The sequence below is a fragment of the Salmonella sp. 32082101201600294FB01SM01 genome, assembly GCF_017572865.1.
Lineage (GTDB): Bacteria > Pseudomonadota > Gammaproteobacteria > Enterobacterales > Enterobacteriaceae > Salmonella > Salmonella enterica.
On sequence record NZ_JAGESB010000001.1, the window covers coordinates 1,599,165 to 1,623,499 of the forward strand.

Annotated in this window: 25 protein-coding genes; 9 read left to right on the top strand and 16 right to left on the bottom strand. The window is 52.5% G+C overall.

The window, feature by feature from the left end; translation table 11 throughout:
• The first annotated feature begins 36 nt into the window (after window positions 1–36).
• The 3 genes from J4645_RS07860 to exoX all read left to right on the top strand — a co-directional run bounded on the left by J4645_RS07860 (window position 37) and on the right by exoX (window position 1,707).
• Window positions 37–267 carry a DNA polymerase III subunit theta gene (locus J4645_RS07860; protein WP_000856225.1) on the top strand — a complete coding sequence of 77 codons (231 nt, stop codon included), beginning with the start codon at window positions 37–39 and terminating at the stop codon, window positions 265–267.
• Window positions 268–373: 106 nt separating this feature from the next.
• Complete coding sequence (locus J4645_RS07865) at window positions 374–1,030, top strand: carbon-nitrogen hydrolase family protein (protein ID WP_000100257.1); 657 nt, start codon at window positions 374–376, stop codon at window positions 1,028–1,030.
• Window positions 1,031–1,053: 23 nt separating this feature from the next.
• Window positions 1,054–1,707, top strand: a complete 654-nt coding sequence (exoX, locus tag J4645_RS07870; RefSeq protein ID WP_023214468.1) for an exodeoxyribonuclease X — start codon at window positions 1,054–1,056, stop codon at window positions 1,705–1,707.
• An 81-nt stretch (window positions 1,708–1,788) separates the two neighbouring features.
• Here the strand turns inward: exoX and ptrB are convergent, their stop codons facing one another.
• From ptrB to yebG, 4 genes are all read right to left on the bottom strand, one after another.
• Window positions 1,789–3,840 carry an oligopeptidase B gene (gene ptrB, locus J4645_RS07875; RefSeq protein WP_000936990.1) on the bottom strand — a complete coding sequence of 684 codons (2,052 nt, stop codon included), beginning with the start codon at window positions 3,838–3,840 and terminating at the stop codon, window positions 1,789–1,791.
• A gap of 212 nt (window positions 3,841–4,052) precedes the next feature.
• Complete coding sequence (locus J4645_RS07880; RefSeq protein ID WP_000024703.1) at window positions 4,053–4,712, bottom strand: tellurite resistance TerB family protein; 660 nt, start codon at window positions 4,710–4,712, stop codon at window positions 4,053–4,055.
• 93 nt (window positions 4,713–4,805) lie between these two features.
• Window positions 4,806–5,159: a protein YebF gene (gene yebF, locus J4645_RS07885; RefSeq protein ID WP_001042123.1), complete on the bottom strand. Its 354-nt coding sequence runs from the start codon at window positions 5,157–5,159 to the stop codon at window positions 4,806–4,808.
• 67 nt (window positions 5,160–5,226) lie between these two features.
• Window positions 5,227–5,517 carry a DNA damage-inducible protein YebG gene (gene yebG, locus J4645_RS07890; protein ID WP_000257723.1) on the bottom strand — a complete coding sequence of 97 codons (291 nt, stop codon included), beginning with the start codon at window positions 5,515–5,517 and terminating at the stop codon, window positions 5,227–5,229.
• A 130-nt stretch (window positions 5,518–5,647) separates the two neighbouring features.
• On the opposite strand from yebG, the gene purT reads away from it, so the two are divergent.
• Complete coding sequence (gene purT / locus J4645_RS07895) at window positions 5,648–6,826, top strand: formate-dependent phosphoribosylglycinamide formyltransferase (RefSeq protein ID WP_000173430.1); 1,179 nt, start codon at window positions 5,648–5,650, stop codon at window positions 6,824–6,826.
• Window positions 6,827–6,925: 99 nt separating this feature from the next.
• Here purT and kdgA read toward each other — a convergent pair whose 3' ends face one another.
• The 3 genes from kdgA to zwf all read right to left on the bottom strand — a co-directional run bounded on the left by kdgA (window position 6,926) and on the right by zwf (window position 11,126).
• Complete coding sequence (gene kdgA / locus J4645_RS07900) at window positions 6,926–7,567, bottom strand: bifunctional 4-hydroxy-2-oxoglutarate aldolase/2-dehydro-3-deoxy-phosphogluconate aldolase (RefSeq protein WP_000800497.1); 642 nt, start codon at window positions 7,565–7,567, stop codon at window positions 6,926–6,928.
• A gap of 37 nt (window positions 7,568–7,604) precedes the next feature.
• A complete protein-coding gene (edd, locus tag J4645_RS07905; RefSeq protein ID WP_001069118.1) occupies window positions 7,605–9,416 on the bottom strand; it encodes a phosphogluconate dehydratase in 1,812 nt (603 codons plus the stop codon).
• A gap of 234 nt (window positions 9,417–9,650) precedes the next feature.
• Window positions 9,651–11,126: a glucose-6-phosphate dehydrogenase gene (gene zwf / locus J4645_RS07910; RefSeq protein ID WP_000301711.1), complete on the bottom strand. Its 1,476-nt coding sequence runs from the start codon at window positions 11,124–11,126 to the stop codon at window positions 9,651–9,653.
• Between the two features lie 341 nt (window positions 11,127–11,467).
• On the opposite strand from zwf, the gene J4645_RS07915 reads away from it, so the two are divergent.
• Window positions 11,468–12,337 carry a MurR/RpiR family transcriptional regulator gene (locus J4645_RS07915; protein WP_001056719.1) on the top strand — a complete coding sequence of 290 codons (870 nt, stop codon included), beginning with the start codon at window positions 11,468–11,470 and terminating at the stop codon, window positions 12,335–12,337.
• 123 nt (window positions 12,338–12,460) lie between these two features.
• The gene (gene pyk / locus J4645_RS07920; RefSeq protein WP_000091156.1) at window positions 12,461–13,903 is read left to right on the top strand and encodes a pyruvate kinase; all 1,443 of its coding nucleotides are present in this window, start codon (window positions 12,461–12,463) and stop codon (window positions 13,901–13,903) included.
• A gap of 72 nt (window positions 13,904–13,975) precedes the next feature.
• On the opposite strand, the gene lpxM is transcribed toward pyk, so the two are convergent.
• The 3 genes from lpxM to znuA all read right to left on the bottom strand — a co-directional run bounded on the left by lpxM (window position 13,976) and on the right by znuA (window position 17,343).
• Window positions 13,976–14,947 carry a lauroyl-Kdo(2)-lipid IV(A) myristoyltransferase gene (gene lpxM / locus J4645_RS07925; RefSeq protein WP_023214469.1) on the bottom strand — a complete coding sequence of 324 codons (972 nt, stop codon included), beginning with the start codon at window positions 14,945–14,947 and terminating at the stop codon, window positions 13,976–13,978.
• A gap of 116 nt (window positions 14,948–15,063) precedes the next feature.
• Window positions 15,064–16,383, bottom strand: coding sequence for a murein DD-endopeptidase MepM (mepM, locus tag J4645_RS07930; protein WP_001184028.1), 1,320 nt, complete (start codon window positions 16,381–16,383; stop codon window positions 15,064–15,066).
• Window positions 16,384–16,398: 15 nt separating this feature from the next.
• Window positions 16,399–17,343 (bottom strand): zinc ABC transporter substrate-binding protein ZnuA, encoded by a 945-nt coding sequence (znuA, locus tag J4645_RS07935; RefSeq protein WP_000939597.1) that lies wholly within the window; start codon window positions 17,341–17,343, stop codon window positions 16,399–16,401.
• 78 nt (window positions 17,344–17,421) lie between these two features.
• Here znuA and znuC point away from each other — a divergent pair, with 78 nt between their 5' ends.
• Window positions 17,422–18,177 carry a zinc ABC transporter ATP-binding protein ZnuC gene (gene znuC, locus J4645_RS07940; RefSeq protein ID WP_000203023.1) on the top strand — a complete coding sequence of 252 codons (756 nt, stop codon included), beginning with the start codon at window positions 17,422–17,424 and terminating at the stop codon, window positions 18,175–18,177.
• Entirely contained in the window at window positions 18,174–18,959 is a 786-nt protein-coding gene (gene znuB, locus J4645_RS07945) for a zinc ABC transporter permease subunit ZnuB (protein WP_000571508.1), read from the top strand. The genes znuC and znuB overlap by 4 nt, the downstream gene beginning before the upstream one ends.
• Window positions 18,960–19,037: 78 nt before the next feature.
• Here the strand turns inward: znuB and ruvB are convergent, their stop codons facing one another.
• The 3 genes from ruvB to J4645_RS07960 all read right to left on the bottom strand — a co-directional run bounded on the left by ruvB (window position 19,038) and on the right by J4645_RS07960 (window position 21,720).
• Entirely contained in the window at window positions 19,038–20,048 is a 1,011-nt protein-coding gene (gene ruvB / locus J4645_RS07950; protein ID WP_000568508.1) for a Holliday junction branch migration DNA helicase RuvB, read from the bottom strand.
• An 8-nt stretch (window positions 20,049–20,056) separates the two neighbouring features.
• Entirely contained in the window at window positions 20,057–20,668 is a 612-nt protein-coding gene (ruvA, locus tag J4645_RS07955) for a Holliday junction branch migration protein RuvA (RefSeq protein WP_000580335.1), read from the bottom strand.
• Between the two features lie 359 nt (window positions 20,669–21,027).
• Window positions 21,028–21,720 carry a hypothetical protein gene (locus tag J4645_RS07960; RefSeq protein WP_023214470.1) on the bottom strand — a complete coding sequence of 231 codons (693 nt, stop codon included), beginning with the start codon at window positions 21,718–21,720 and terminating at the stop codon, window positions 21,028–21,030.
• Between the two features lie 208 nt (window positions 21,721–21,928).
• Here J4645_RS07960 and J4645_RS07965 point away from each other — a divergent pair, with 208 nt between their 5' ends.
• Window positions 21,929–22,528 (top strand): YebB family permuted papain-like enzyme, encoded by a 600-nt coding sequence (locus J4645_RS07965; protein WP_023214471.1) that lies wholly within the window; start codon window positions 21,929–21,931, stop codon window positions 22,526–22,528.
• Between the two features lies 1 nt (window position 22,529).
• On the opposite strand, the gene ruvC is transcribed toward J4645_RS07965, so the two are convergent.
• Genes ruvC through nudB form a run of 3 tightly spaced genes read right to left on the bottom strand, consistent with a single transcriptional unit; the run spans window position 22,530 to window position 24,310 of the window.
• A complete protein-coding gene (ruvC, locus tag J4645_RS07970) occupies window positions 22,530–23,051 on the bottom strand; it encodes a crossover junction endodeoxyribonuclease RuvC (protein ID WP_000022509.1) in 522 nt (173 codons plus the stop codon).
• A 36-nt stretch (window positions 23,052–23,087) separates the two neighbouring features.
• Complete coding sequence (locus J4645_RS07975) at window positions 23,088–23,828, bottom strand: YebC/PmpR family DNA-binding transcriptional regulator (RefSeq protein ID WP_000907242.1); 741 nt, start codon at window positions 23,826–23,828, stop codon at window positions 23,088–23,090.
• A gap of 29 nt (window positions 23,829–23,857) precedes the next feature.
• Window positions 23,858–24,310, bottom strand: coding sequence for a dihydroneopterin triphosphate diphosphatase (gene nudB, locus J4645_RS07980; RefSeq protein WP_000653693.1), 453 nt, complete (start codon window positions 24,308–24,310; stop codon window positions 23,858–23,860).
• Between the last annotated feature and the right edge of the window lie 25 nt (window positions 24,311–24,335).

Here is a 24,335-nt window from a genome sequence, read left to right on the forward strand (position 1 = left end):
TAGTACCTTCTGGCGGCAACAAAAAAGGAGACGCGTATGAAAACGAATCTGGCTCAGCTTGAACAAGCGGAAATGGATAAAGTCAATGTGGACCTGGCGGCAGCCGGGGTGGCATTTAAAGAGCGCTACAATATGCCAGTTGTCGCGGAGGTGGTCGAACGTGAGCAGCCAGAGCATCTACGCGCCTGGTTTCGCGAGCGGCTGATTGCCCATCGTCTGGCTTCCGTATCACTATCCCGACTCCCTTACGAACCCAAAGTTAAATAAAATTATATAACGTTACACTTCCTTACATGCAGACGACTACATTATAAGGCGATTCTTAACCTATGCTTTTTAGAATGGCTGTAGAGACTATGAAAAGGAAGTCATTATGTCCTCCTGGAAAATTGCTGCTGCGCAGTATGCGCCCCTGAACGCCTCGCCGGCGGAGCATGTCGCCCATCATCTGGAATATATTGAGCTTGCGGCTCGTCAACAGTGCGAACTGCTGGTCTTTCCGTCACTGTCGCTATTAGGCTGCGACGAAAGAAATAAATCGTTGCCCGCCCCACCTGACGAGGCGCTTTTACAGCCGCTCACTCATGCGGCCGATACTCACCATATGACTATCATTGTGGGTATGCCTGTTGAGCATAACTGCCGCTTCGTAAAAGGCATCGCTATTTTTGCCCCATGGCTAACGTCGCCGCTCATGTTTCACAAAAGTCATGGCGCCTGTATAGCCAGGCAGCGAAGCGCTATCAACGTGGTGGATGAGCAGCCAGAAGGTGGTGATATAGATCCCTCATTTACGTTATTCACAACCAGTCAATGTCTTAACGAACCTGAACTACATGCTTCTACCTCACGCTTACAACGTTTTTCGCATAAATATGCGCTGGCCGTACTGATGGCCAATGCCTGTGGCAGTAGCGCGCTGTGGGATGAAAGCGGGCAACTTATTGTTCGTGCCGATTGCGGTTCGCTATTACTGACGGGTCTGCGCACAACCGAGGGTTGGCAAGGCGATATCATTCCATTACGCTAAGGTCTTTCGGTGAGGAATGAATCATGTTGCGGATTATAGACACGGAAACCTGCGGGCTGCAGGGCGGGATCGTAGAGATAGCCTCTGTTGATGTCATTGATGGCAACATTGTCAATCCCATGAGTCACCTGATACGCCCCGATCGCCCTATTACGCCGCAGGCGATGGCGATACACCGTATTACCGAAGCCATGGTCGCCGATAAGCCGTGGATTGAAGATGTCATACCGCTTTATTACGGTAGTGAGTGGTATGTCGCTCACAATGCCAGTTTCGACAGACGCGTATTACCTGAATTGCCGGGTGAGTGGATCTGTACCATGAAGTTGTCGCGACGCCTGTGGCCGGGAATAAAATACAGCAATATGGCGCTCTATAAATCGCGCAAACTAAGCGTACAAACGCCGCCGGGGCTGCATCATCACCGGGCGCTTTATGATTGCTATATCACCGCCGCCTTGCTGATTGATATTATGCGAACCACTGGCTGGACCGCGGAAGAGATGGTCAATATCACGGGCCGTCCTGCGCTGTTAACCACTTTCCCGTTCGGTAAATACCGCGGTAAGGCGGTATCTGAAGTCGCAAAACGCGATCCGGGCTATTTACGCTGGCTTTTTAATAACCTTGATAATATGAGCCCGGAACTTCGCCTGACGCTTAAACACTACCTGTAAGATGTTCAGGCTGACGAGCAACGCAGCAATGGAACACCACAATAACCCGCGACGCTCACAAGCCGTTGCGAGCTCGCGCGTCTATGCGCTATGTAAGGTTCCCTGCGCCAGGCCGATTAAAAAGGCGAACTCCAGCGCGACGCCTTCGTAGGATTTAAACCGCCCCGACTTACCACCGTGCCCGGAGTCCATATCCGTACATAACAGCAGCAGACGTTGATCCGTTTTTAGCTCGCGTAATTTTGCCACCCACTTCGCCGGTTCCCAGTATTGCACCTGGGAATCGTGCAATCCTGTCGTCACCAGCAGGTGCGGATAGTCCTGCGCTTTGACATTGTCATAAGGACTATAGCTTTTCATATAGTCATAATACTCAATATCCTGCGGGTTCCCCCACTCTTCAAACTCTCCTGTCGTTAGTGGGATCGACTCATCCAGCATCGTGGTTAATACATCAACAAAGGGTACCTGGGCAATAACGCCGTGGAAAAGCTCGGGGCGTTCGTTGATAGCGACGCCCATTAGCATTCCGCCCGCGCTCCCGCCCATCCCATAACACAGCGACGGCGAACCGTAACCCAGTTTTAATAAGGCATCGCAGGCATCAAGATAATCATTAAAAGTATTCCGCTTTTTGAGGAATTTGCCATCTTCATACCACTGCTGCCCCAGCTCACCGCCGCCGCGAACGTGTACGATTGCGTAAACAAAGCCACGATCCAGCAAGCTCAGTCGGCTGCTGCTGAAGTCGGCGTCAATACTGGAACCGTAAGATCCGTAGCCGTAAACCAGAAGCGGATTTTGCCCTTTACGAAAATACTTCTGATGATAAACCAGCGATACCGGCACTTCGACGCCGTCGCGTGCGGTGATCCACAGGTGTTCGCTCTGATAACAGCCAGAATCAAACCCAGGCACTTCCGTCTGTTTAAGTACCCGTCGTTCTCCGGTATCCATATCCAGTTCAAACAAGGTATCTGGCGTCGTCATTGAAGAATAGCCGTAACGCAGCCGGGAGGTCTCAGGTTCGGGATTATAGGCAAGCCACGTCACGTAAGCCGGATCGTCAAAGGCAATGCCTATCACTTCACGGGTTTTACGGTTAATTTGCCGCAGGCTGGTAAGCCCCCGTTGACGCTCTTCGACCACTAACCAGTCGGTAAACAGGGTAAACCCTTCCAGCATAATATGCTCGCGCGGAGGGATCAGCTCTTCCCAGGCGTTTTCATTGCGCACGCGGGTACGGTACAACCCAAAGTTTTTACCGTTCCGGTTAGAACGCAGGTAAAACTTATGTTGATAGTGATCGAGACTATATTCATGGTCTTTGCGGCGCGGTAAAAATGAAAACGGCTCGGCATCGGCCAGTTCCGCGTCAAGTAACAGCACTTCGCTAGTGGTGGCGCTGGCAAGATGAATCACCACATAATGCTGCGAAGTGGTTTTATGCAGGCTGACATAAAAGGTATCGTCTTTCTCCTCATATACCAGTTCATCTTGCGATGACGGAGTGCCAATCGTGTGCCGCCAAACCTGATAGGGCAGCAGCGTCTTCTTATGCTTACGCACATAGTAAAGGGTCAGGGAATCATTGGCCCAGACAAATTCAGGCGCAACGTTATCCAGCAGTTCCGGATACCAGTTACCGCTTTCGAGGTTACGAAAACGCAACCCATACTGACGACGGGATAAATAATCTTCCGCCAGCGCCATGATGGTATTATCCGGCGTAATGGCAAGTCCGCCGAGCGTATAAAATTCGCTGTGCGCGGCCCGCTGGTTCGCATCGAGCAAGGTTTCCCACACATCCCACTCTTCGCTTAACGCCGATTGTCGTTGATAGATGGCATATTCGCAGCCGGGTTCATAGATATAACGGTAGCGATAGCCGTTTTTCACATACGGAGCGGAAACTTCTCTGGGCGGGATGCGATCGATAATTTCTTTTAGAATGCGGTCCTGTAACGCCTGCTGAGAGGACATGACCTTCCGGCCATACTCATTTTCCTGATGCAGGTAATCAAGGACTTCCGGCTGCGAGCGAGTGTCATCTCGCAGCCAGTAATAATTATCAATGCGCGTATCGCCATGTACGGTCATGGCATAGGGAATTCGATTGGCTTTTGGCAACATGTCGTTTTTTCTTTTGCGTTAATATTTGTTATATATCACGCGGCAAACACAGCGGCGTAGCATGGTAGTCCCGGTCGCTCACCTCGGTAAGCGCCTGAGATGTCACTGCTTCGCCGCTATCCTGCAACATGAATGACGTAAACTATCCATCCTATAAGGGTGGCAAAAGACACGCATGATGCAAGCGAAACATGTTACTTAATGGCAGGTTATCAGCCTGGTAGCGCCTGTTTTTGCTGCTGCAAGTCCTGCTCGATACCGTCCCGAACCTCCTGAGGAATTTTTAGCGCGTCTCCTAACGCATTCAGATAGCTACGTTCCATAAAGTGGTCAATATCAATGGCGGCGCAGCTCAGGAAGTAGATTTCCAGGGCTTCTTCTTCATTGCGAACACCCTGTGCCAGACGTTGTGGATCAAGCGGCTGCTCAATAGCTTTCTCGATAAACACACGCCCTTGCTCTTCTACACCTGATTCTCGCAGTTGGTGCTCAATCGCCGCGCGTTCTTTGGCATCAATATGCCCATCGCTTTTTGCAGCAAAAACCAGCGCCAGGATCAGTCGCTCAGTGCGAACATCCAGCGGCGTACTTTGGCTGCCGAATTGCGGCTCCCCCTGATGCGCAGCGCGTACTTTATCTTTGTACTTATTCCACAATACGGAACCCGCCACCGCGCCGCCGCCCACCAGCAAAGCGCCAGTACCGTATTTGGTTAATAATTTGCGCGAAGACTTATTGGCGACCAACAGTCCAGCCAGACCGCCCAGCGCGCCGGGAACCAGCAGTTTATTTAACCCATGTTCACCGGAAGGCGATGCGGAAGCGCCTTTTTGCCCAAGAAGTGATTGTAATTGGTTCAACCAGTTAGCCATAGTACCCCTCAAATACAGACCAATAATGGTCAAGCGTACCTGAGGGGATGTCAGGAATTGTCTGTTCCGGCAAAAGAAGCGCAAATTACGCTGCTAGCGGGGCTTATATTCCGCCTTGCCGGCTTTGCAATCAACGATGACCTGATAATGAATATCGGCACTTTTACCGCGAACAGTTAGCGGAACTGTCCATTTATCATTTTGACCTACAACGTCCTGCACATTAACCCACGCGACCGGGTCAGCCTGCCCGACCTTTTTTTGGTCGTCTGCCCACCGCACGATACGATTTTGCTGGTAGTCGCGCTTCACGCTTGCCGCAATCCCGGCGGCATCCAGCCCTTCGCACTGCGGAAACTTAACCGATTTACTCTCGGTGGATGCCGCAAATGCCGATACGCTGGCGGATAACAACAGCAGGCTCAACAACGCTCCTCTTTTATTCATACTTTTCTCCTTAGCACAATGATTCAGGAAAAGCATGGTACAAAACGCCGGGAGCGCAAGTGTGGGTTCAGGCGGCTTGCTTTTTCGTTTTACTCGCGGCGTCCTTTTCAACCGCCTGCGGAGAAGGCAACTTACCGGTTTTGAGGATAGTGCTTAACACCTCTTTATGTTCCGCCAGCCACAGCGACAACGCTTCGCGCTGCCCATCTTCCAGCACGACTGGCGACTGCTCAAGCCAGGTATCAAGAAGATCGGCAGTATCGAGCATTTTGTCCCAGGCGTCGGCTTCCTTTTTACTGGTAAATGACATCTTCTCCTCACCCTCGCGAATGACTACGTATTTAACTTCAACCGCCATTTTGCAGCCCCTTATTTACCTGTATTTATATACAGTATATTGCAAGGCAGCAAGAAAAGCAATCTATTCGAAAAGACATGCGCAAACGTTTTCGTATATACTGCGCGCAGGTAAATAAGGGGACAGAAATATGACGCTATTAGGCACTGCGCTGCGTCCGGCAGCAACGCGGGTGATGTTATTAGGGGCAGGTGAATTGGGAAAAGAGGTGGCGATTGAATGCCAACGCCTGGGGATCGAGGTTATCGCCGTCGATCGCTATCCTGATGCTCCCGCCATGCATGTGGCTCACCGTTCACACGTCATTAATATGCTGGACGGCGAGGCGCTACGTCATGTGATTACAGAGGAAAAACCGCATTATATCGTGCCGGAAATAGAAGCGATCGCCACCGATACGCTGCGTGAACTGGAGGGCGAAGGACTGAATGTCGTGCCTTGCGCTCGTGCAACGCAGCTCACGATGAACCGCGAAGGGATCCGTCGCCTGGCCGCAGAAGAATTAGGACTGCCGACATCGACGTATCGCTTTGCCGACAGTGAGGCCAGTTTTCATGATGCGGTAGCCGCAGTGGGTTTTCCTTGCATCGTCAAACCGGTCATGAGCTCTTCCGGCAAAGGCCAGAGCTTTATCCGCTCGGCCGAACAGCTCGCGCAGGCATGGGAGTATGCTCAACAGGGCGGACGCGCTGGCGCGGGTCGCGTGATTGTGGAAGGCGTGGTTAAATTTGATTTTGAAATTACGCTGCTCACCGTTAGCGCCGTCGATGGCGTGCATTTCTGCGCACCGGTCGGTCATCGTCAGCAAGATGGCGACTATCGCGAATCCTGGCAGCCACAGCAGATGAGCGAACTGGCGCTGAAGCGGGCGCAAGAGATTGCCCGTCATGTGGTACTGGCGTTAGGCGGTCATGGCCTGTTCGGCGTTGAACTCTTCGTCTGTGGCGATGAAGTCATTTTCAGCGAAGTCTCCCCTCGCCCGCACGATACCGGAATGGTCACGTTGATTTCTCAGGATCTCTCTGAGTTTGCGCTGCATGTGCGCGCCTTTCTGGGAATGCCCGTAGGCGCTATTCGCCAGTATGGTCCCGCTGCCTCGGCCGTGATTCTGCCGCAGCTTACCAGTCAAAATGTGACGTTTGATAATGTTCACGCGGCGGTAGGGGCCGGAGTGCAGGTACGGCTGTTTGGTAAGCCTGAGATCGACGGCACCCGTCGTCTTGGTGTAGCGTTAGCGACAGGTGAAAACGTTGAAGAAGCGGTGATAAGAGCGAAAAAGGCCGCCAGCCGCGTGACGGTAAAAGGCTAATGCGCCATCGCCTGATGGCGACGTTAGCGCATTTTTATCAGGCCTGCCAGATCGCCACTCGTAAGCCCGATAAGCAAGCGCCATCGGGCATTTAACGGCTTACTGCTTCGCGCCTTCTACCGCTTCGCGCGCCAGTTTGGTGATGCGATCGTAATCACCCGCTTCCAGCGCGTCGGCCGGCACCAGCCAGGAACCGCCGATGCACAATACGCTTTTCAGCGCCAGATAGTCACGATAGTTTGCCGGAGAGATGCCGCCAGTTGGGCAGAAACGCACCTGAGAGAACGGACCGGCAATCGCCTGCAACGCTTTAGTGCCGCCATTCGCTTCCGCCGGGAAGAATTTGAACTCTTTCAGACCATAGTCCATGCCCAACATCAGCTCAGAAACGGTGCTAATACCGGGAATCAATGGGATAGTGCCTGCCGTCGCGGCTTTCAGCAGTGGCTCAGTCAGCCCCGGGCTAATCGCAAACTGCGCGCCCGCTTCCGTCACCTCCGCCAACTGCTGCGGATTGAGAACGGTTCCGGCGCCGACAATCGCTTCCGGTACTTCTTTAGCGATAGCGCGAATAGCATCCATCGCGCAGGCCGTACGTAAAGTCACTTCCAGAACGCGAACGCCCCCGGCCACCAGCGCTTTAGCCATCGGCACCGCGTGCTCCAGTTTATTGACTACAATGACCGGGACAACCGGGCCGGTGGTCAGGATTGCTTCTGCACTTGTTTTCCAGTTTTTCATCGGAATTCTTCTCTCGCCTGATTACTAGTGTGTCATCTTAAAAAGTGATACAGGTTGCGCCCTGCTCCGCACCCGACAGCTTTTCGCGCAGCGCGCCAAACAACTCACGCCCCGTTCCGACGCGCGACGCGCTCAGGTCCGGAATATGAGGCTGACGAGCGGCAAGTTCCGCCTCGTCGACCAGCAGAGTTAACTCACCTGTCTGCCCATTCACGCGAATGATGTCGCCATCGCGCACTTTTGCCAGTAAGCCGCCATCGTAGGCTTCCGGCGTTACGTGGATAGCTGAAGGCACTTTACCCGAAGCGCCTGAAAGTCGTCCATCAGTAACTAACGCGATTTTGAAACGGCGGTCCAATAATACACCAAGTGGCGGCATGAGTTTATGTAATTCTGGCATTCCATTCGCTTTTGGTCCCTGATGACGCACGACAACGACACAATCCCGGTCAAGCAGGCCCGCGTCAAACGCAGGCAGCACATCATGCTGACTTTCAAATACCATGGCAGGCGCTTCAATGATCTGGTTTTCAACCGGTACCGCAGACGTCTTCATTACTGCGCGCCCCAGATTACCGCTTAGCACCTTAGTACCGCCGTGAGGAGAGAACGGCTTATCAAAAGAGGCAATGACATCGTTATCCAGTGACCTTTCCGCGCCTTCACGCCAGTCCAGCTCGCCGTTGTTGAGCCAGGGCTCCAGCGTATAGCGTTTCAGGCCGAAGCCTGCGACAGTGTTAACGTCTTCGTGCAACAATCCGGCATTGAGCAGCTCACGCATCAATACCGGTACACCGCCCGCCGCCTGGAAGTGGTTAATGTCCGCCGGACCGTTCGGGTACAGACGCGCCATCAACGGAACCACTTCCGACAAATCCGAGAAGTCATCCCAGTTGATCAGAATTCCCGCCGCGCGCGCCATTGCAACCAGATGCATGGTGTGGTTGGTGGAGCCGCCGGTAGCCAGCAGCGCGACAATGCCGTTCACCACAACTTTTTCGTCGATCATTTTACCGAGCGGCATCCACGTATTGCCGTTGCCGGTAAGACGTGTTACCTGACGTGCGGCAGCGGCAGTCAATGCCTCGCGCAGCGGCGCATCCGGATGCACAAACGAGGAACCCGGCAACTGCATTCCCATAAACTCCACCACCATCTGGTTGGTGTTGGCGGTGCCGTAAAATGTACAGGTGCCCGGCGCATGGTAAGAGGCGGCCTCTGACTCCAGCAGCGCCATTCTGTCTACTTTTCCTTCCGCATATAGCTGACGAATACGGACTTTTTCTTTATTCGGCAGGCCGCTCGCCATCGGGCCTGACGGAACAAAAATCGCGGGTAAATGACCAAAAGAGAGCGCGGCCATCGCCAGCCCCGGAACGATTTTGTCGCATACGCCGAGGAATAACGCGCCGTCAAACATATTGTGAGAGAGGCCTACTGCTGCCGACATCGCTATCACTTCGCGGCTGAGTAATGACAACTCCATGCCATCCTGCCCTTGCGTAACGCCATCGCACATTGCCGGTACGCCGCCTGCGACCTGACCTACCGCATTCACGGAATGCAGGGCCTGACGAATAATTTCCGGATAATGTTCATACGGTTGATGCGCAGAGAGCATGTCATTGTAGGAGGTAATGATGGCGATATTATTGCGCAACATACTTTTCAGCGAGGCTTTGTCCTCTGGCTGACAGGCGGCGAAGCCATGCGCCAGGTTGCCGCAGGCCAGTTGAGATCGGTGGACCGTGGCGGTTTTCGCCTGCTCAATGCGGGCAAGATAGGCTTTTCGGGTCTGCTGCGAGCGTTCGACAATGCGCTGTGTTACGCGTAACAAATTAGGATTCATAGAGGCTCCTGAAATTTATCTGTCCGGCTACCGGGTTTACCATGCGTTTCATCAATGTGGAAAGACAGTGAAATACATGATGTCCGGGGATAATGGGGCAAAATCGTTTCAGGCAGTGTAATAAAAAAAGCCTCGCAGGTGAATCCACACGAGGCTTAAAAGTGCAAAAATGATTCTACAATCTGTGTTAGATCATGTTACCGGTAAAATACCACCTAAGAGTGAGTGGCAAATTTACTCAAACTCATTCCACGAACGACCGTCACGGGTAATCATCGCCACGGACGCTACCGGTCCCCAGGTGCCCGCCTGATACGGCTTCGGCGCGTCGTTGTCCATCGCCCATGCTTCGGTAATGGAGTCCACCCACTTCCAGGCTTCTTCCACTTCGTCACGGCGGACAAATAGCGCCTGAATGCCACGCATCGTTTCCAGCAGCAGGCGCTCATATGCATCCGCCAGGTGCGTCTGATTAAAGGTCTCGGAGTAGCTCAGATCAAGCTTCGTGATCTGCAGATTATGCTTATGATCCAGCCCCGGTACTTTGTTAAGCACCTGAATATCTACGCCTTCATCCGGCTGCAGGCGAATCGTCAATTTGTTCTGCGGCAGGTCTTGCCAGGACTCTTTAAAGAGGTTCAGTTCAGGCGTCTTGAAATAAACCACGACTTCAGAGCACTTGGTTGGCAGACGCTTGCCGGTGCGCAGATAGAATGGCACGCCCGCCCAACGCCAGTTATCGATGTCGACGCGGATCGCGACGAAAGTTTCGGTGTTGCTGCTTTTATTCGCGCCCTCTTCTTCCAGATAGCCCGGCACCTTTTGACCCTGCGCAAAGCCAGCGGTGTATTGACCACGAACCGTTTTTTCACGCACGTTGGAGCGATCAATACGGCGCAGCGATTTCAACACTTTGACTTTTTCATCGCGAATACTGTCGGCGCTCAGGTCAGACGGCGGTGACATGGCAATCATGCAGAGAATTTGCAGCAAGTGGTTCTGGATCATATCGCGCATCTGACCGGCCTGGTCAAAATATCCCCAGCGCCCTTCAATCCCCACCTCTTCCGCTACGGTAATCTCAACGTGATCGATAGTGCGGTTATCCCAGTTATTAACGAATAACGAGTTGGCAAAACGCAGCGCCAGCAGGTTGAGAACCGTTTCTTTGCCCAGATAGTGGTCGATACGATATACCTGGCACTCTTCAAAGTATTCGCCGACCCGATCGTTAATCTCACGCGAGGTCGCCAGCGAAGTACCCAACGGTTTTTCCATCACGACGCGCGCCGGTTTGGCGTTGAGTTTAGCCTCCCCTAACCCTTTGCAAATAGCGCCAAAGGTGCTGGGCGGCATCGCAAAATAGTTAATGGTGGTGCGGTTTTTTTGATCCAGCATATCGCCCAGGCGACTGAACGCAGGCGTATCGTTCACGTCAAGATTACAAAAATCCAGACGGCCGCTCAGCGTATCCCACAAGCCTTCATCAATTTTTTCCTTCATGAAGGTTTCCAGCGCCTCACGCACGACGTGGGTATAAGCTTCTTTATCCCAGTCCGCGCGCCCCACCCCAATGATCCGGGTATCCGGATGGATCTGGCCGGCTTTCTCAAGCTGATACAGGGAAGGCAGCAGTTTCCGGCGCGCCAGGTCGCCTTTCGCGCCGAAAATGACCAGGTCACATGCCTGGGCTGTTTGCGTTACCGCCATGTCATTCTCCTCAGTTAATCTCCTGGTACTTTAGCCAGGATATCGTTGTAATTTTATTACACAGCACTGTACTGCTTTTACGAGATTACGGAAACCGTAAACGCCTTTTCATGGGTGAACCGGCGTTTGATTGGCAATATAATCGGCAAAACGCCTAATAAAATTGTCGCTTTTCCACACAAGCTGGAACTTAAAATCCGACGTCGGTCATGTAATGAAAAAAAACGACACCTTTTTTAGCCATTTTGCCCCCTTTGACAGCCGCCAGGAGTAATATCTAACAAAACGCGCTCGGTTTCGCGCATCATTGAAATCGCTAATACCCATGAGCCTTGCTAATCATGAATATGCTGGAAAAAGTCCAGTCTCAACTGGAACATTTAAGCAAATCTGAACGAAAAGTCGCCGATGTTATTCTGGCCGCCCCAGGCAGATCGATTCACTTAAGCATTGCCATGCTGGCCCAGGAAGCTAACGTTAGCGAGCCAACGGTGAACCGTTTCTGTCGCAGCATGAATACCCGCGGCTTTCCTGATTTTAAACTGCATCTGGCGCAAAGTCTGGCAAATGGCACCCCCTATGTTAATCGCAATGTGGATGAAGATGACAGCGTTGAGGCCTATACAGGAAAAATCTTCGAGTCCGCCATGGCCAGTCTCGACCATGTTCGCCAATCGCTGGATAAATCGGCCGTCAACCGCGCCGTCGATTTACTGACCCAGGCAAAAAAAATCGCCTTTTTTGGTCTTGGTTCCTCCGCCGCAGTCGCGCATGACGCCATGAATAAGTTTTTTCGCTTCAATGTACCGGTGATTTACTCCGACGATATCGTGCTGCAACGGATGAGCTGTATGAATTGTAACGATGATGACGTCGTCGTGCTCATTTCGCATACTGGCAGAACCAAGAGCCTGGTGGAACTGGCGCAGTTGGCGCGGGAAAACGATGCGATGGTGATCGCCCTGACCTCCGCTGGAACGCCGCTGGCGCGCGAAGCCACGCTGGCCATTACCCTCGACGTACCGGAAGATACAGACATTTATATGCCCATGGTCTCTCGACTTGCTCAGCTGACCGTGATAGATGTGCTGGCAACGGGATTTACTTTGCGTCGCGGGGCAAAATTCAGAGATAACTTGAAGCGTGTCAAGGAAGCGCTCAAGGAATCGCGTTTTGATAAAGAATTACTCATCAGGAGTGATGACCGCTAAAAGCAATAACAATGTTCTACCCTTTTCGTCATCCGGGGACGTTCATTTTATACCGTTAAGGTTTCAGAACGACCGGATCAATGTTCACGCAACACCAAGTTGTTTTAGTCAACGGAGTATTACATGTCCAGAAGGCTTCGCAGAACCAAAATCGTTACCACGTTAGGCCCGGCAACTGACCGCGATAACAACCTTGAGAAGGTTATCGCCGCGGGCGCAAACGTAGTACGTATGAACTTCTCTCACGGCTCGCCGGAAGATCATAAAATGCGTGCTGATAAAGTCCGTGAGATTGCCGCCAAACTGGGGCGTCATGTGGCTATTTTAGGCGACCTGCAAGGGCCAAAAATTCGCGTTTCCACTTTTAAAGAAGGCAAAGTGTTCCTCAATATCGGGGACAAATTTCTGTTAGACGCTAACCTGGGTAAAGGCGAAGGCGATAAAGAAAAAGTCGGCATTGATTACAAAGGGTTGCCGGCAGACGTCGTTCCTGGCGATATCCTGCTGCTTGACGATGGTCGAGTGCAGTTGAAAGTGCTTGAAGTCCAGGGCATGAAAGTCTTTACCGAGGTCACCGTCGGCGGCCCGCTGTCTAACAATAAAGGCATTAACAAGCTCGGCGGCGGGCTTTCTGCTGAAGCGCTGACCGAAAAAGATAAAGCCGATATTCAAACCGCTGCGCTGATAGGCGTTGACTATCTGGCCGTCTCCTTCCCGCGCTGCGGCGAAGATCTGAACTATGCACGCCGCCTGGCGCGCGACGCCGGCTGCGACGCGAAAATTGTGGCTAAGGTCGAACGCGCCGAAGCGGTATGCGATCAAAACGCCATGGACGATATCATTCTGGCCTCTGACGTTGTGATGGTCGCACGTGGCGACCTGGGTGTTGAAATCGGCGATCCGGAGCTGGTTGGTATCCAGAAGGCGCTGATTCGCCGTGCGCGTCAGCTAAACCGCGCGGTCATCACCGCAACGCAGATGATGGAGTCGATGATCACCAACCCGATGCCGACCCGTGCGGAAGTGATGGACGTGGCGAACGCCGTCCTGGATGGCACGGATGCGGTTATGCTGTCTGCCGAAACCGCAGCCGGTCAGTATCCTTCTGAAACCGTTGCCGCAATGGCGCGCGTCTGCCTGGGCGCAGAAAAAATCCCCAGCATCAATGTGTCTAAACACCGTCTCGACGTGCAGTTCGACAACGTTGAAGAAGCCATTGCCATGTCTGCGATGTATGCGGCAAACCATCTGAAAGGCGTTACCGCGATCATCACCATGACGGAATCCGGTCGTACCGCGCTAATGACTTCCCGTATCAGCTCCGGCCTGCCGATTTTCGCCATGTCGCGCCATGAACGCACGCTGAACCTGACCGCGCTCTACCGCGGAGTAACGCCGGTGCATTTTGATAGCGCGGCTGATGGCGTTGTCGCGGCGCATGAAGCTGTTAATCTGCTGCGCGATAAAGGGTATCTGGTTTCCGGCGACCTGGTGATCGTGACTCAGGGCGATGTCATGAGCACCGTCGGCTCAACCAATACCACGCGTATTTTGACCGTTGAGTAAAACTCCCCCACGCCTGTTCATCAGGTAGTACAGGGTTTGTCAGCATAAAGCCTCTCTTACGAGAGGCTTTATTTATTTGATGGGATAAAGATCTTTACGCTTATACGGCTGAATCTCGCCTGGCTTGCGGGTTTTGAGCAGCTTCAGGATCCAGGTGTACTGTTCCGGATGCGGGCCGACAAAAATTTCGACCTCTTCGTTCATCCGTCTGGCGATAGTGTGGTCGTCAGCCGTGAGCAGATCGTCCATTGGCGGGCGAATCTGGATAGTCAGGCGATGCGTTTTACCATTATACACCGGGAAAAGCGGTATCACGCGTGCGCGGCACACTTTCATCAGCCGACCAATCGCAGGCAGCGTTGCTTTGTATGTCGCAAAGAAATCAACGAATTCACTATGCTCCGGGCCGTGATCCTGGTCCGGCAGGTAGTAACCCCAGTAGCCCTGACGAACAGACTGAATAAAGGGTTTAATCCCGTCATTTCGCGCATGCAAACGTCCGCCAAAACGCCGACGCACGGTGTTCCAGATATAGTCAAAAACCGGATTACCCTGATTATGAAACATCGCCGCCATTTTTTGCCCCTGAGAGGCCATCAGCATGGCCGGAATGTCGACGCCCCAGCCATGCGGTACGAGAAAAATGACTTTTTCGTCGTTACGACGCATCTCCTCAATGACTTCCAGACCTTCCCAGTCAACACGCTGTTGAATTTTTTTCGGACCGCGCATCGCCAACTCAGCCATCATCGCCATTGCCTGCGGCGCGGTGGCGAACATCTCATCGACAATCGCTTCGCGTTCAGCTTCGCTACGCTGCGGAAAGCACAATGACAGATTAATTAGCGCCCGGCGACGAGAACTCTTCCCCAGCCGTCCGGCAAAACGCCCCAGCGTTGCCAGCAAAGGGTCGCGGAATGATGCCGGTGTTAATGCGATCCCCGCCATTGCCGCCGCGCCCAACCAGGCGCCCCAATACTGCGGATAGCGAAAGGATTTTTCGAACTCAGGGATATACTCACTATTATTTTTTTTGGTTTCCATGCTTTTCCAGGGTCTGCTGACGCGAAAAGGAATTGTGAATAGTGTAGCGACGTCTGCGTCTCACACAAAACAAAAAAGCCGGCACACATCGCGTACCGGCTCTGTCAGCGCATTTGTTAATCGAAGCGCAGTTGTGGCAGAACCTCTTTCACCTGTGCCAGGTATTCACGACGATCTGACCCCGTCAGACCTTCCGTGCGCGGCAATTTTGCTGTCAGAGGGTTAACGGCTTGCTGGTTTATCCATACCTCATAATGCAGATGCGGCCCTGTGGAACGCCCGGTGTTACCAGAAAGCGCAATACGATCGCCACGTTTCACTTTTTGCCCCGGTTTCACCAGCAGCTTACGCAAGTGCATGTAACGTGTGGTGTAGGTGCGTCCATGACGAATCGCAATGTAGTAACCGGCAGCGCCGCTACGTTTAGCGACCACGACCTCGCCATCCCCCACCGACAGCACCGGCGTACCCTGCGGCATCGCAAAGTCAACGCCACGATGCGGCGCAACGCGTCCGGTAACCGGGTTCAGACGACGCGGATTGAAGTTGGAGGAGATGCGGAACTGTTTTGCGGTCGGGAAGCGTAAAAAGCCTTTCGCCAGGCCAACACCGTTACGGTCATAGAATTTACCGTCAGCGGCGCGAATGGCGTAGTAATCTTTACCATCGGAACGCATCCGCACGCCCAACAACTGACTCTGTTCACGCTTGCCATCCAGCATCTCGCGCGACATCAGAACCGAAAATTCATCGCCCTTTTTCAGCTTGCGAAAATCCATCTGCCACTGCATTGCTTTTATCACTGCGCTGATTTCGCTGCTGGTTAAACCGGCCTCTTTCGCGCTGGCGACAAAGCTACCCCCTACCGTGCCTTTCAGCAGACTGTTGACCCAGTCCCCCTGCTGCATTTCACTGCTCATTTTAAAACCGTTGGCAGTGCGATCGTAGGTACGCGTTTCACGGCGGGAGACTTCCCATGTCAGACGCTGTAAATCGCCATCGGCGGTCAGTGTCCAGGAAAGCTGTTGGCCAATTTTCAGATTGCGCAGCTCCTTATCAGAAGCGGCAAGTCGGCTAATATCGCTCATATCGATGCCGTACTGATTCAGAATGCTGCTTAACGTATCGCCTGTGGAGACGACGTATTCATGGACGCCGACTTCGCCTGCGGTTTTATCGTCCAGCTCATCCTGAGGAATAGCTTCATCTTCCTGCGCGGCCTGATCGATGGGTTCGCTGGCCTCCGGTAAGAGGGAACGAATCTCGCTTTTCTCCAGTTCAATAGTTTTAACGATTGGCGCGGATTCTGGGTGGTAAACATAGGGCCGCCATACGGCGACGGCCAGTGTCAGAACGGTAAGTGACCCCAGCATAACGCGGTGGGGTCGGGGCAGATTATTAAATGCCAGGGCGACAGAGCGGGCTATCTGTTGCACGTATTCACTTCCTCGTTAATCTCCTTTCAGGCAGCTCGCATACTGGTTGGCTAATTGGCTTAAAAACGCTGAATAGCTTGTTTTACCCAGTTTAATGTTCGTCCCGAGGGGGTCCAGTGTTCCCATTCGAACGGATGTCCCTCTCGCCACGGCTTCCACGACCGCTGGCCTGAATTGTGGCTCAGCAAAAACGCAGGTTGCTTTTTGCTCAACCAACTGTGTTCTTATTTCATGTAAACGCTGCGCGCCAGGTTGTATCTCAGGGTTCACGGTAAAGTGACCGAGTGGGGTGAGTCCGTAGTGTTTTTCGTAGTAACCGTAGGCGTCATGAAAAACGAAATACCCTTTCCCCTTGAGCGGCGCGAGCTCGTTACCGACCTGTTTATCGGTTGCGGCTAATTGTGCCTCAAAATCCTTCAGGTTGGCGTCGAGTTTGGCTCGACTTTGCGGCATAAGTTCCACTAATTTTTCATGGATTGCAACCGCTGTAGCCCGCGCTATCTCTGGGGAGAGCCAAAGATGCATGTTATATTCGCCGTGATGGTGATGTACGTCACCTTTTTCCTCATCGGCGCCCGTATGCGCATGTTCATCCTCATCATCATCCGCGCCCTTCATGAGTAACGGTTTTACATCGGCAAGTTGCGCAATGGTAACCTGCTTATTATCAGGGATATTCCTGACCGACTTCTCCATAAAGGCTTCCATTTCCGGGCCAACCCAGACGACTAAGTCCGCGCCCTGTAAGCGTTTTACGTCTGATGGACGCAATGAATAATCATGCTCGGATGCCCCATCCGGAAGTAATACTTGCGTATCCGTAACGCCATCAGCAATGGCGGAAGCGATAAACCCAAGTGGTTTAAGCGAAGCGACAACGGCGGCGTCGGCAGCCTGGGTTGCACTCCCCCAAAGCGCGGCGGATAATGCTGCGAAAAGAAGCGTATTTTTCTGTAACATAATGCGACTAATCATCGTAATGAATGTGTGAAATGTGATATTATAACATTCTATCACTTCTGCAAGCCTAAAATTAACATGACAAGTTTAGTTTCACTGGAAAACGTCTCGGTCTCATTTGGTCAACGCCGCGTCCTCTCTGACGTGTCGCTTGAATTGAGCCCCGGAAAAATTTTAACGCTTCTCGGTCCTAACGGCGCGGGGAAGTCAACGCTTGTACGCGTGGTTTTAGGACTGGTAGCCCCTGATGAAGGGGTGATCAAGCGCAACGGGCAACTCCGTATCGGCTATGTCCCGCAAAAGCTCTATCTCGATACCACGCTTCCGCTGACGGTAAACCGATTTTTACGCTTACGTCCCGGCACGCAAAAAACGGATATTCTCCCGGCGCTTAAACGCGTTCAGGCCGGACATTTGATTGACGCGCCCATGCAAAAACTCTCCGGCGGTGAGACACAGCGCGTACTGCTGGCGCGTGCTCTGCTTAACAGGCCGCAGTTGCTGGTACTTGATGAGCCGACGCAAGGCGTGGATGTCAACGGCCAGGTCGCGTTATACGACCTTATCGATCAGCTGCGTCGAGAACTCGATTGCGCCGTGCTGATGGTGTCGCATGACCTACATCTGGTCATGGCAAAGACGGATGAAGTGTTATGCCTGAACCATCATATTTGCTGTTCCGGCGCGCCGGAAGTGGTGTCTATGCATCCGGAATTTATCTCTATGTTTGGCCCGCGAGGCGCGGAGCAATTAGGGATTTATCGCCATCATCATAATCATCGCCACGATTTACAGGGTCGTATTGTACTGCGCCGGGGAAATGGTCACTCATGATTGAATTATTACTGCCCGGCTGGCTGGCCGGGATGATGCTGGCCTGCGCCGCTGGTCCTTTGGGCTCTTTTGTGGTCTGGCGTCGGATGTCCTATTTTGGCGATACGCTGGCTCACGCGTCGCTTCTGGGCGTGGCGTTTGGCCTGTTGCTGGACGTTAACCCCTTTTATGCGGTAATCGCCGTTACGCTGCTGCTGGCCGCCGGTCTGGTATGGCTGGAGAAACGCCCTCACCTCGCGATTGATACCTTACTGGGCATTATGGCGCACAGCGCCTTATCTTTAGGACTGGTCGTGGTCAGCCTGATGTCCAACGTCCGCGTTGATTTAATGGCTTATCTGTTTGGCGATTTGCTGGCCGTCACGCCGGAAGATCTTATCTCGATCGCTATTGGGGTCGTTATTGTGCTGGCCATTCTCTTCTGGCAGTGGCGCAACTTGCTGTCAATGACTATCAGTCCGGATCTTGCCTTTGTCGATGGCGTGAAGTTACAGCGCGTGAAGCTGCTATTGATGCTGGTAACGGCGTTAACCATTGGCGTGGCGATGAAGTTTGTCGGAGCGCTGATCATTACGTCGCTGCTGATTATCCCCGCCGCAACCGCGCGTCGCTTTGCCCGTACGCCGGAGCAGATGGCGGGCGTCGCCGTTGGTGTAGGTATGATAGCGGTTACAGGTGGACTGACCTTCTCAGCCTTTTATGATACCCCGGCAGGGCCATCCGTAGTGCTGTGTGCCGCGCTACTGTTTATCTTCAGTATGATGAAAAAGCAGGCAAGCTAAGCGTGTGTTGCCCGGTGGCGCTGCGCTTACCGGGCCTACAAAATCGCCCAGGCCTGATAAACGCAGCGACTTCAGGCGCTAAGGCATCTCTGGCGGCGTGATCCCGAAATGGTTCCAGGCGCGCACCGTTGCCATACGCCCACGCGGCGTGCGCTGCAAAAAGCCTTGCTGAATCAGATACGGCTCCAGCACATCCTCAATGGTTTCACGCTCTTCGCCAATCGCCGCCGCCAGGTTATCCAGGCCGACCGGTCCACCGAAGAATTTATCAATAACCGCCAGCAGCAGCTTGCGATCCATATAGTCAAACCCTTCCGCATCGACGTTCAGCATATCCAGCGCCTGCGCGGCAATTTCCGCTGAAATAGCCCCGTCATGCTTCACCTCGGCGAAATCACGCACACGTCTGAGCAGGCGGTTGGCTATACGCGGCGTACCGCGCGCCCGACGCGCCACTTCCAGCGCGCCGTCATCGCTCATCTCAAGCCCCATGTGCCTTGCGCTGCGCCCGACGATGTGCTGCAGATCGGGCACCTGGTAGAACTCCAGGCGCTGCACAATACCAAAACGGTCGCGTAGCGGGGACGTTAACGACCCGGCGCGCGTCGTCGCGCCAATGAGCGTAAACGGCGGCAGATCGATTTTAATTGAACGTGCAGCAGGCCCTTCGCCAATCATAATATCCAACTGGTAATCTTCCATCGCCGGATAGAGTACCTCTTCCACCACCGGTGAAAGCCGGTGAATCTCATCAATAAACAGCACATCATGCGGTTCAAGATTGGTGAGCATAGCCGCCAGATCGCCTGCTTTTTCCAGCACCGGGCCGGACGTGGTTCGGAGATTGACGCCCATTTCATTGGCAACGATATTCGCCAGAGTCGTTTTACCTAACCCCGGCGGGCCGAAAATCAGCAAGTGATCTAGTGCGTCGCCACGCCGTTTTGCCGCCTGAATAAAAATCTCCATCTGGGAGCGCACCTGCGGTTGGCCGACATATTCCGCCAATAACTTCGGGCGAATGGCGCGATCGGCGACGTCTTCTGCGATCGTGGCGCCTGCTGAAATCAGGCGATCTGCTTCTATCATCCTTTACCTCATAACGCGGCGCGTAACGCGTCGCGAATCAGTGTTTCACTGCTTGCATCCGGACGGGCGATCTTGCTTACCATCCGACTGGCTTCTTGCGGTTTATAACCCAGCGCCACCAGCGCAGCAACTGCTTCTTGTTCTGCATCTTCCGAGGTTGGGCTGGCCGGCGATGTCAATACCAGATCGACCGCTGGCGTAAAGAGATCGCCATGTAGCCCTTTAAAGCGGTCTTTCATTTCGACAATCAGCCTTTCGGCGGTTTTCTTGCCGATACCCGGCAGCTTCACCAGTGCGCCAAGCTCTTCGCGCTCAACCGCATTCACAAACTGCTGCGCCGACATGCCGGAGAGAATCGCCAGCGCCAGCTTAGGCCCGACGCCATTCGTTTTAATTAGCTCTTTAAACAGCGTGCGCTCTTGCTTATTGTTGAATCCGTACAGCAACTGCGCATCTTCACGCACCACAAAGTGGGTGAAGACGATTGCCTCCTGCCCGGCCTCCGGCAGCTCGTAAAAGCAGGTCATAGGCATATGTACTTCATAGCCTACGCCCCCTGTCTCCAGCAGCACGATCGGGGGTTGTTTTTCGAGAATAATGCCTCTGAGTCTGCCTATCACATGACGCTCCTGCGTAAAGGGCTGAAAAGATAATGCACTATCATAAAAAAAGACTGGATGTTTATCCAGATGAAAAACACGTATCCCGATATTTCTCTACTCCGACAACCCGCGATGGTTAACGACGGGTACGCTCCCCGCTGCGTACAAAATAAGTCGTACACTCATTGACAACTTTTTGCGTCCTACGCGAATAACTTTTTGCCAACATGCCGTGGCGCACGTTCGGTAGTCTTCAATAATGAGTATCCTGATAATACTAATAATGTATCCAGTACGAATGCCAACAGCGGAACATCGGGGCCCCAAAAAAACAGACCCGAGAATAGATGTAATAATATTAACTACTAGCGCTGAATTTAATCGCATGTTGTTTTATCGTCGCGCACAACAGATTTTAATTCACCATGACACAATAAATATTGTGCAAAGTCATTTTTCATGCCATCGAAATTCACGGCTGGTATCCCTTCTGAATAACTATAATAAATATTCACATACTCTTCGCTACTAAAAAGTGCCTGTCGTTTTGCTGCTAACCCACGGCCTTTTGCTGCAATATACTGGAAGCAGTGGCCGCTGGCGCCACAGCCCCGCCCATCATCAACAATATATATATCGGCAGCGTTAAACAACTGTTCCAGCCAGCACTGGCGAATCGTTCCGGCCGCACAAACCAAAAATAATGATGCGCTAATCATCCACCCGGATTTTTTTACCGATGTCATAGCCAGGAAAGCCATAAAGCACGCTGCCTGCAGGCACAAAACCAGTTCTTTATTCCCGGCAACCAAACGCCACTGGTTAAATACTAAAGTAATGAAAACTGAACTCAATATTGCCAACAGTCTGGTTCTGAACCGCCTGGCAGGGAGAAGTAAAAATAATAATGAAATCGTCCCTGGCTTTAATAAAAAAACAACGGTATTAGCCTCTGCCATATCAATACTCAAACAATAACAAAAACTAATAAACAGATGAAGGATAATAGCAACAAAAATATAAGGAAAATAAAACACCCAGCCTATTCTCATTGGTCTATCATCAACCACGTCATACTCCCTGTCAATATGAGAGATCAGATGATGAGAAATTTACCACCTTAATTCCCCTCAGATATATTTGCGACATTAATTCCAATAAATGAAATATTCACCATACATATTTCGATGACACTAAGGCTTGTCATTTATCTGGTATAATGCTAACTACCCTGTAGAATAAATAAAAGGAATTTATTTCAAATAATGGAATGCAGAGATGAAAAAACCTTATCCTGTCCAATATGAAACCGGGGATATCGTCTTTACCTGTATAGGTGCCGCGCTTTTCGGCCAGATATCCACCGCTTCACAGTGCTGGAGCAACCATGTTGGGATTATTATTGGTCATAATGGTGATGACTATCTGGTGGCGGAAAGTCGCGTCCCCCTCTCAACCGTCACCACGCTGTCACTGTTTATACAACGTTCAGCCGGACAACGTTACGCGGTTCGTCGCCTGTGCGGCGGCCTGACGGTCGAACAGAAACTCGCCATCATGGAACAGGTTCCCGCCCGGCTGAATAAGTTTTATCACACTGGGTTTAAATATGAGTCATCACGCCAGTTCTGCTCGAAATTTGTGTTTGATATCTATAAAGAAGCATTGTGTATTCCGGTAGGCGATATTGAGACATTCGAAGAATTACTTCACAGCAATCCTGATGCGAAACTCGCCTTCTGGAAGTTCTGGTTTTTAGGTTCAATCCCGTGGGATCGTAAGACGGTGACGCCCGCCAGCCTGTGGCAACATCCCAATTTAGAATTAATTAGCGCCTGTGGAATTGAAACCCCTCAACGCGAGGCTGAGGGAGAATGATTTAGCGCAACCTTCCCCGCGCCAGATTGAGTCGGCTCTCGCTCATTTGCATCGCGTTCTGGCTAACGTGGCAATGCGTAATGGCGATAGCCAGCGCATCCGCGGCATCGGCCTGCGGGTTAGCGGGGAGCTTCAGCAACGTGCGCACCATATGCTGAACCTGACTTTTCTCCGCGCTACCAATACCGACGACGGTTTGCTTCACCTGACGCGCCGCGTATTCAAACACGGGCAGTTCCTGATTGACCGCGGCGACAATCGCGACGCCGCGCGCCTGTCCCAGCTTGAGGGCTGAGTCGGCATTTTTCGCCATAAACACCTGTTCGATAGCAAAATAGTCCGGCTGGAACTGCGTGATGATTTCCGTCACGCCTGCGTATATAAGCTTCAAACGAGACGGCAAATCATCGACTTTGGTGCGAATACATCCGCTGCCCAGATAGGTCAGTTGTCTGCCTACCTGGCGGATAACGCCATAACCGGTAATGCGCGAGCCGGGGTCAATACCGAGAATAATCGACACGCTATACCCCCTGCCCGCCGGCGTTTAACAGCACCATTACAGGGTCGCCGCCACCTCATCAGAGATCTCACCGTTATGGTAGACTTCCTGAACATCGTCACAGTCTTCCAGCATATCGATCAGACGTAGCAGTTTCGGCGCGGTTTCCGCATCCATATCCGCTTTAGTTGACGGGATCATAGACACTTCGGCGCTGTCTGCTTTCAGACCCGCCGCTTCCAGCGCGTCACGCACTTTGCCCATCTCTTCCCAGGCAGTGTAAACATCAATCGCGCCATCATCATAGGTCACAACATCTTCCGCGCCGGCTTCCAGAGCGGCTTCCATGATGGTGTCTTCATCGCCTTTCTCAAAGGAGATGACCCCTTTCTTACTGAACAGGTACGCCACTGAGCCATCGGTACCCAGATTACCGCCGCACTTGCTGAAAGCATGACGCACTTCCGCTACGGTACGGTTACGGTTGTCACTCAGACACTCAATCATAATGGCCGTGCCGCCAGGACCATAACCTTCATAGATGATGGTTTCCATGTTCGAGTCTTCATCACCACCCACACCGCGAGCGATGGCACGGTTCAGAGTGTCGCGGGTCATGTTGTTGGCCAGCGCTTTATCTACAGCCGCGCGCAGACGCGGGTTGGCATCCGGATCGCCGCCGCCCAATTTAGCTGCCGTTACCAGTTCACGAATAATTTTAGTGAAGATTTTACCGCGCTTGGCATCCTGCGCAGCTTTACGATGTCTGGTGTTGGCCCATTTACTATGACCTGCCATAAATATTTCCTCAAAAAAAGCGCGCCTTTTCAGGCGACGTTAATGACAAACTCTTCAATCGCTTGCCGGTTACTCCAGGACTTGGTAAGCGCCGCCGCGTCAGGCGCATCAAGCCACTGGTACGTCAGATGTTCAGTGAATATCACCTGCCGCTCATGCGGTAACGCAAGGCAGAACCAGAATTCTGTATTGTGCATGACGCCCGGCGCATAGCGATGACGTAAATGTGAAAAAATTTCAAACTCCACCGTACGTTGGCAGTCGATTAAGGTCAGTTGCTCTGCCGCAACATCAATCGTGACCTCTTCTTTGACTTCACGTACGGCGGCCTGCAACGCGGTCTCCCCTTCTTCTATGCTGCCAGTCACTGACTGCCAAAAATCCGGGTCATCGCGTCGCTGCAACATTAGCACCCGTTTCGTATCCTGCGCGAAAATAACCACCAGGACCGAAACGGGGCGCTTGTACACTTTATCCTTCACGCGACCTCGTTGTTGGCTGTTGGGT

Excerpts from the sequence above, each read along its gene's own strand:
- J4645_RS07860 (WP_000856225.1), top strand. The coding sequence starts at position 37 with ATGAAAACGAATCTGGCTCAGCTTGAACAAGCGGAAATGGATAAAGTC.
- J4645_RS07865 (WP_000100257.1), top strand. The coding sequence starts at position 374 with ATGTCCTCCTGGAAAATTGCTGCTGCGCAGTATGCGCCCCTGAACGCC.
- exoX (WP_023214468.1), top strand. The coding sequence starts at position 1,054 with ATGTTGCGGATTATAGACACGGAAACCTGCGGGCTGCAGGGCGGGATC.
- ptrB (WP_000936990.1), bottom strand. The coding sequence starts at position 3,840 with ATGTTGCCAAAAGCCAATCGAATTCCCTATGCCATGACCGTACATGGC.
- J4645_RS07880 (WP_000024703.1), bottom strand. The coding sequence starts at position 4,712 with ATGGCTAACTGGTTGAACCAATTACAATCACTTCTTGGGCAAAAAGGC.
- yebF (WP_001042123.1), bottom strand. The coding sequence starts at position 5,159 with ATGAATAAAAGAGGAGCGTTGTTGAGCCTGCTGTTGTTATCCGCCAGC.
- yebG (WP_000257723.1), bottom strand. The coding sequence starts at position 5,517 with ATGGCGGTTGAAGTTAAATACGTAGTCATTCGCGAGGGTGAGGAGAAG.
- purT (WP_000173430.1), top strand. The coding sequence starts at position 5,648 with ATGACGCTATTAGGCACTGCGCTGCGTCCGGCAGCAACGCGGGTGATG.
- kdgA (WP_000800497.1), bottom strand. The coding sequence starts at position 7,567 with ATGAAAAACTGGAAAACAAGTGCAGAAGCAATCCTGACCACCGGCCCG.
- edd (WP_001069118.1), bottom strand. The coding sequence starts at position 9,416 with ATGAATCCTAATTTGTTACGCGTAACACAGCGCATTGTCGAACGCTCG.
- zwf (WP_000301711.1), bottom strand. The coding sequence starts at position 11,126 with ATGGCGGTAACGCAAACAGCCCAGGCATGTGACCTGGTCATTTTCGGC.
- J4645_RS07915 (WP_001056719.1), top strand. The coding sequence starts at position 11,468 with ATGAATATGCTGGAAAAAGTCCAGTCTCAACTGGAACATTTAAGCAAA.
- pyk (WP_000091156.1), top strand. The coding sequence starts at position 12,461 with ATGTCCAGAAGGCTTCGCAGAACCAAAATCGTTACCACGTTAGGCCCG.
- lpxM (WP_023214469.1), bottom strand. The coding sequence starts at position 14,947 with ATGGAAACCAAAAAAAATAATAGTGAGTATATCCCTGAGTTCGAAAAA.
- znuA (WP_000939597.1), bottom strand. The coding sequence starts at position 17,343 with ATGTTACAGAAAAATACGCTTCTTTTCGCAGCATTATCCGCCGCGCTT.
- znuC (WP_000203023.1), top strand. The coding sequence starts at position 17,422 with ATGACAAGTTTAGTTTCACTGGAAAACGTCTCGGTCTCATTTGGTCAA.
- znuB (WP_000571508.1), top strand. The coding sequence starts at position 18,174 with ATGATTGAATTATTACTGCCCGGCTGGCTGGCCGGGATGATGCTGGCC.
- ruvB (WP_000568508.1), bottom strand. The coding sequence starts at position 20,048 with ATGATAGAAGCAGATCGCCTGATTTCAGCAGGCGCCACGATCGCAGAA.
- J4645_RS07965 (WP_023214471.1), top strand. The coding sequence starts at position 21,929 with ATGAAAAAACCTTATCCTGTCCAATATGAAACCGGGGATATCGTCTTT.
- J4645_RS07975 (WP_000907242.1), bottom strand. The coding sequence starts at position 23,828 with ATGGCAGGTCATAGTAAATGGGCCAACACCAGACATCGTAAAGCTGCG.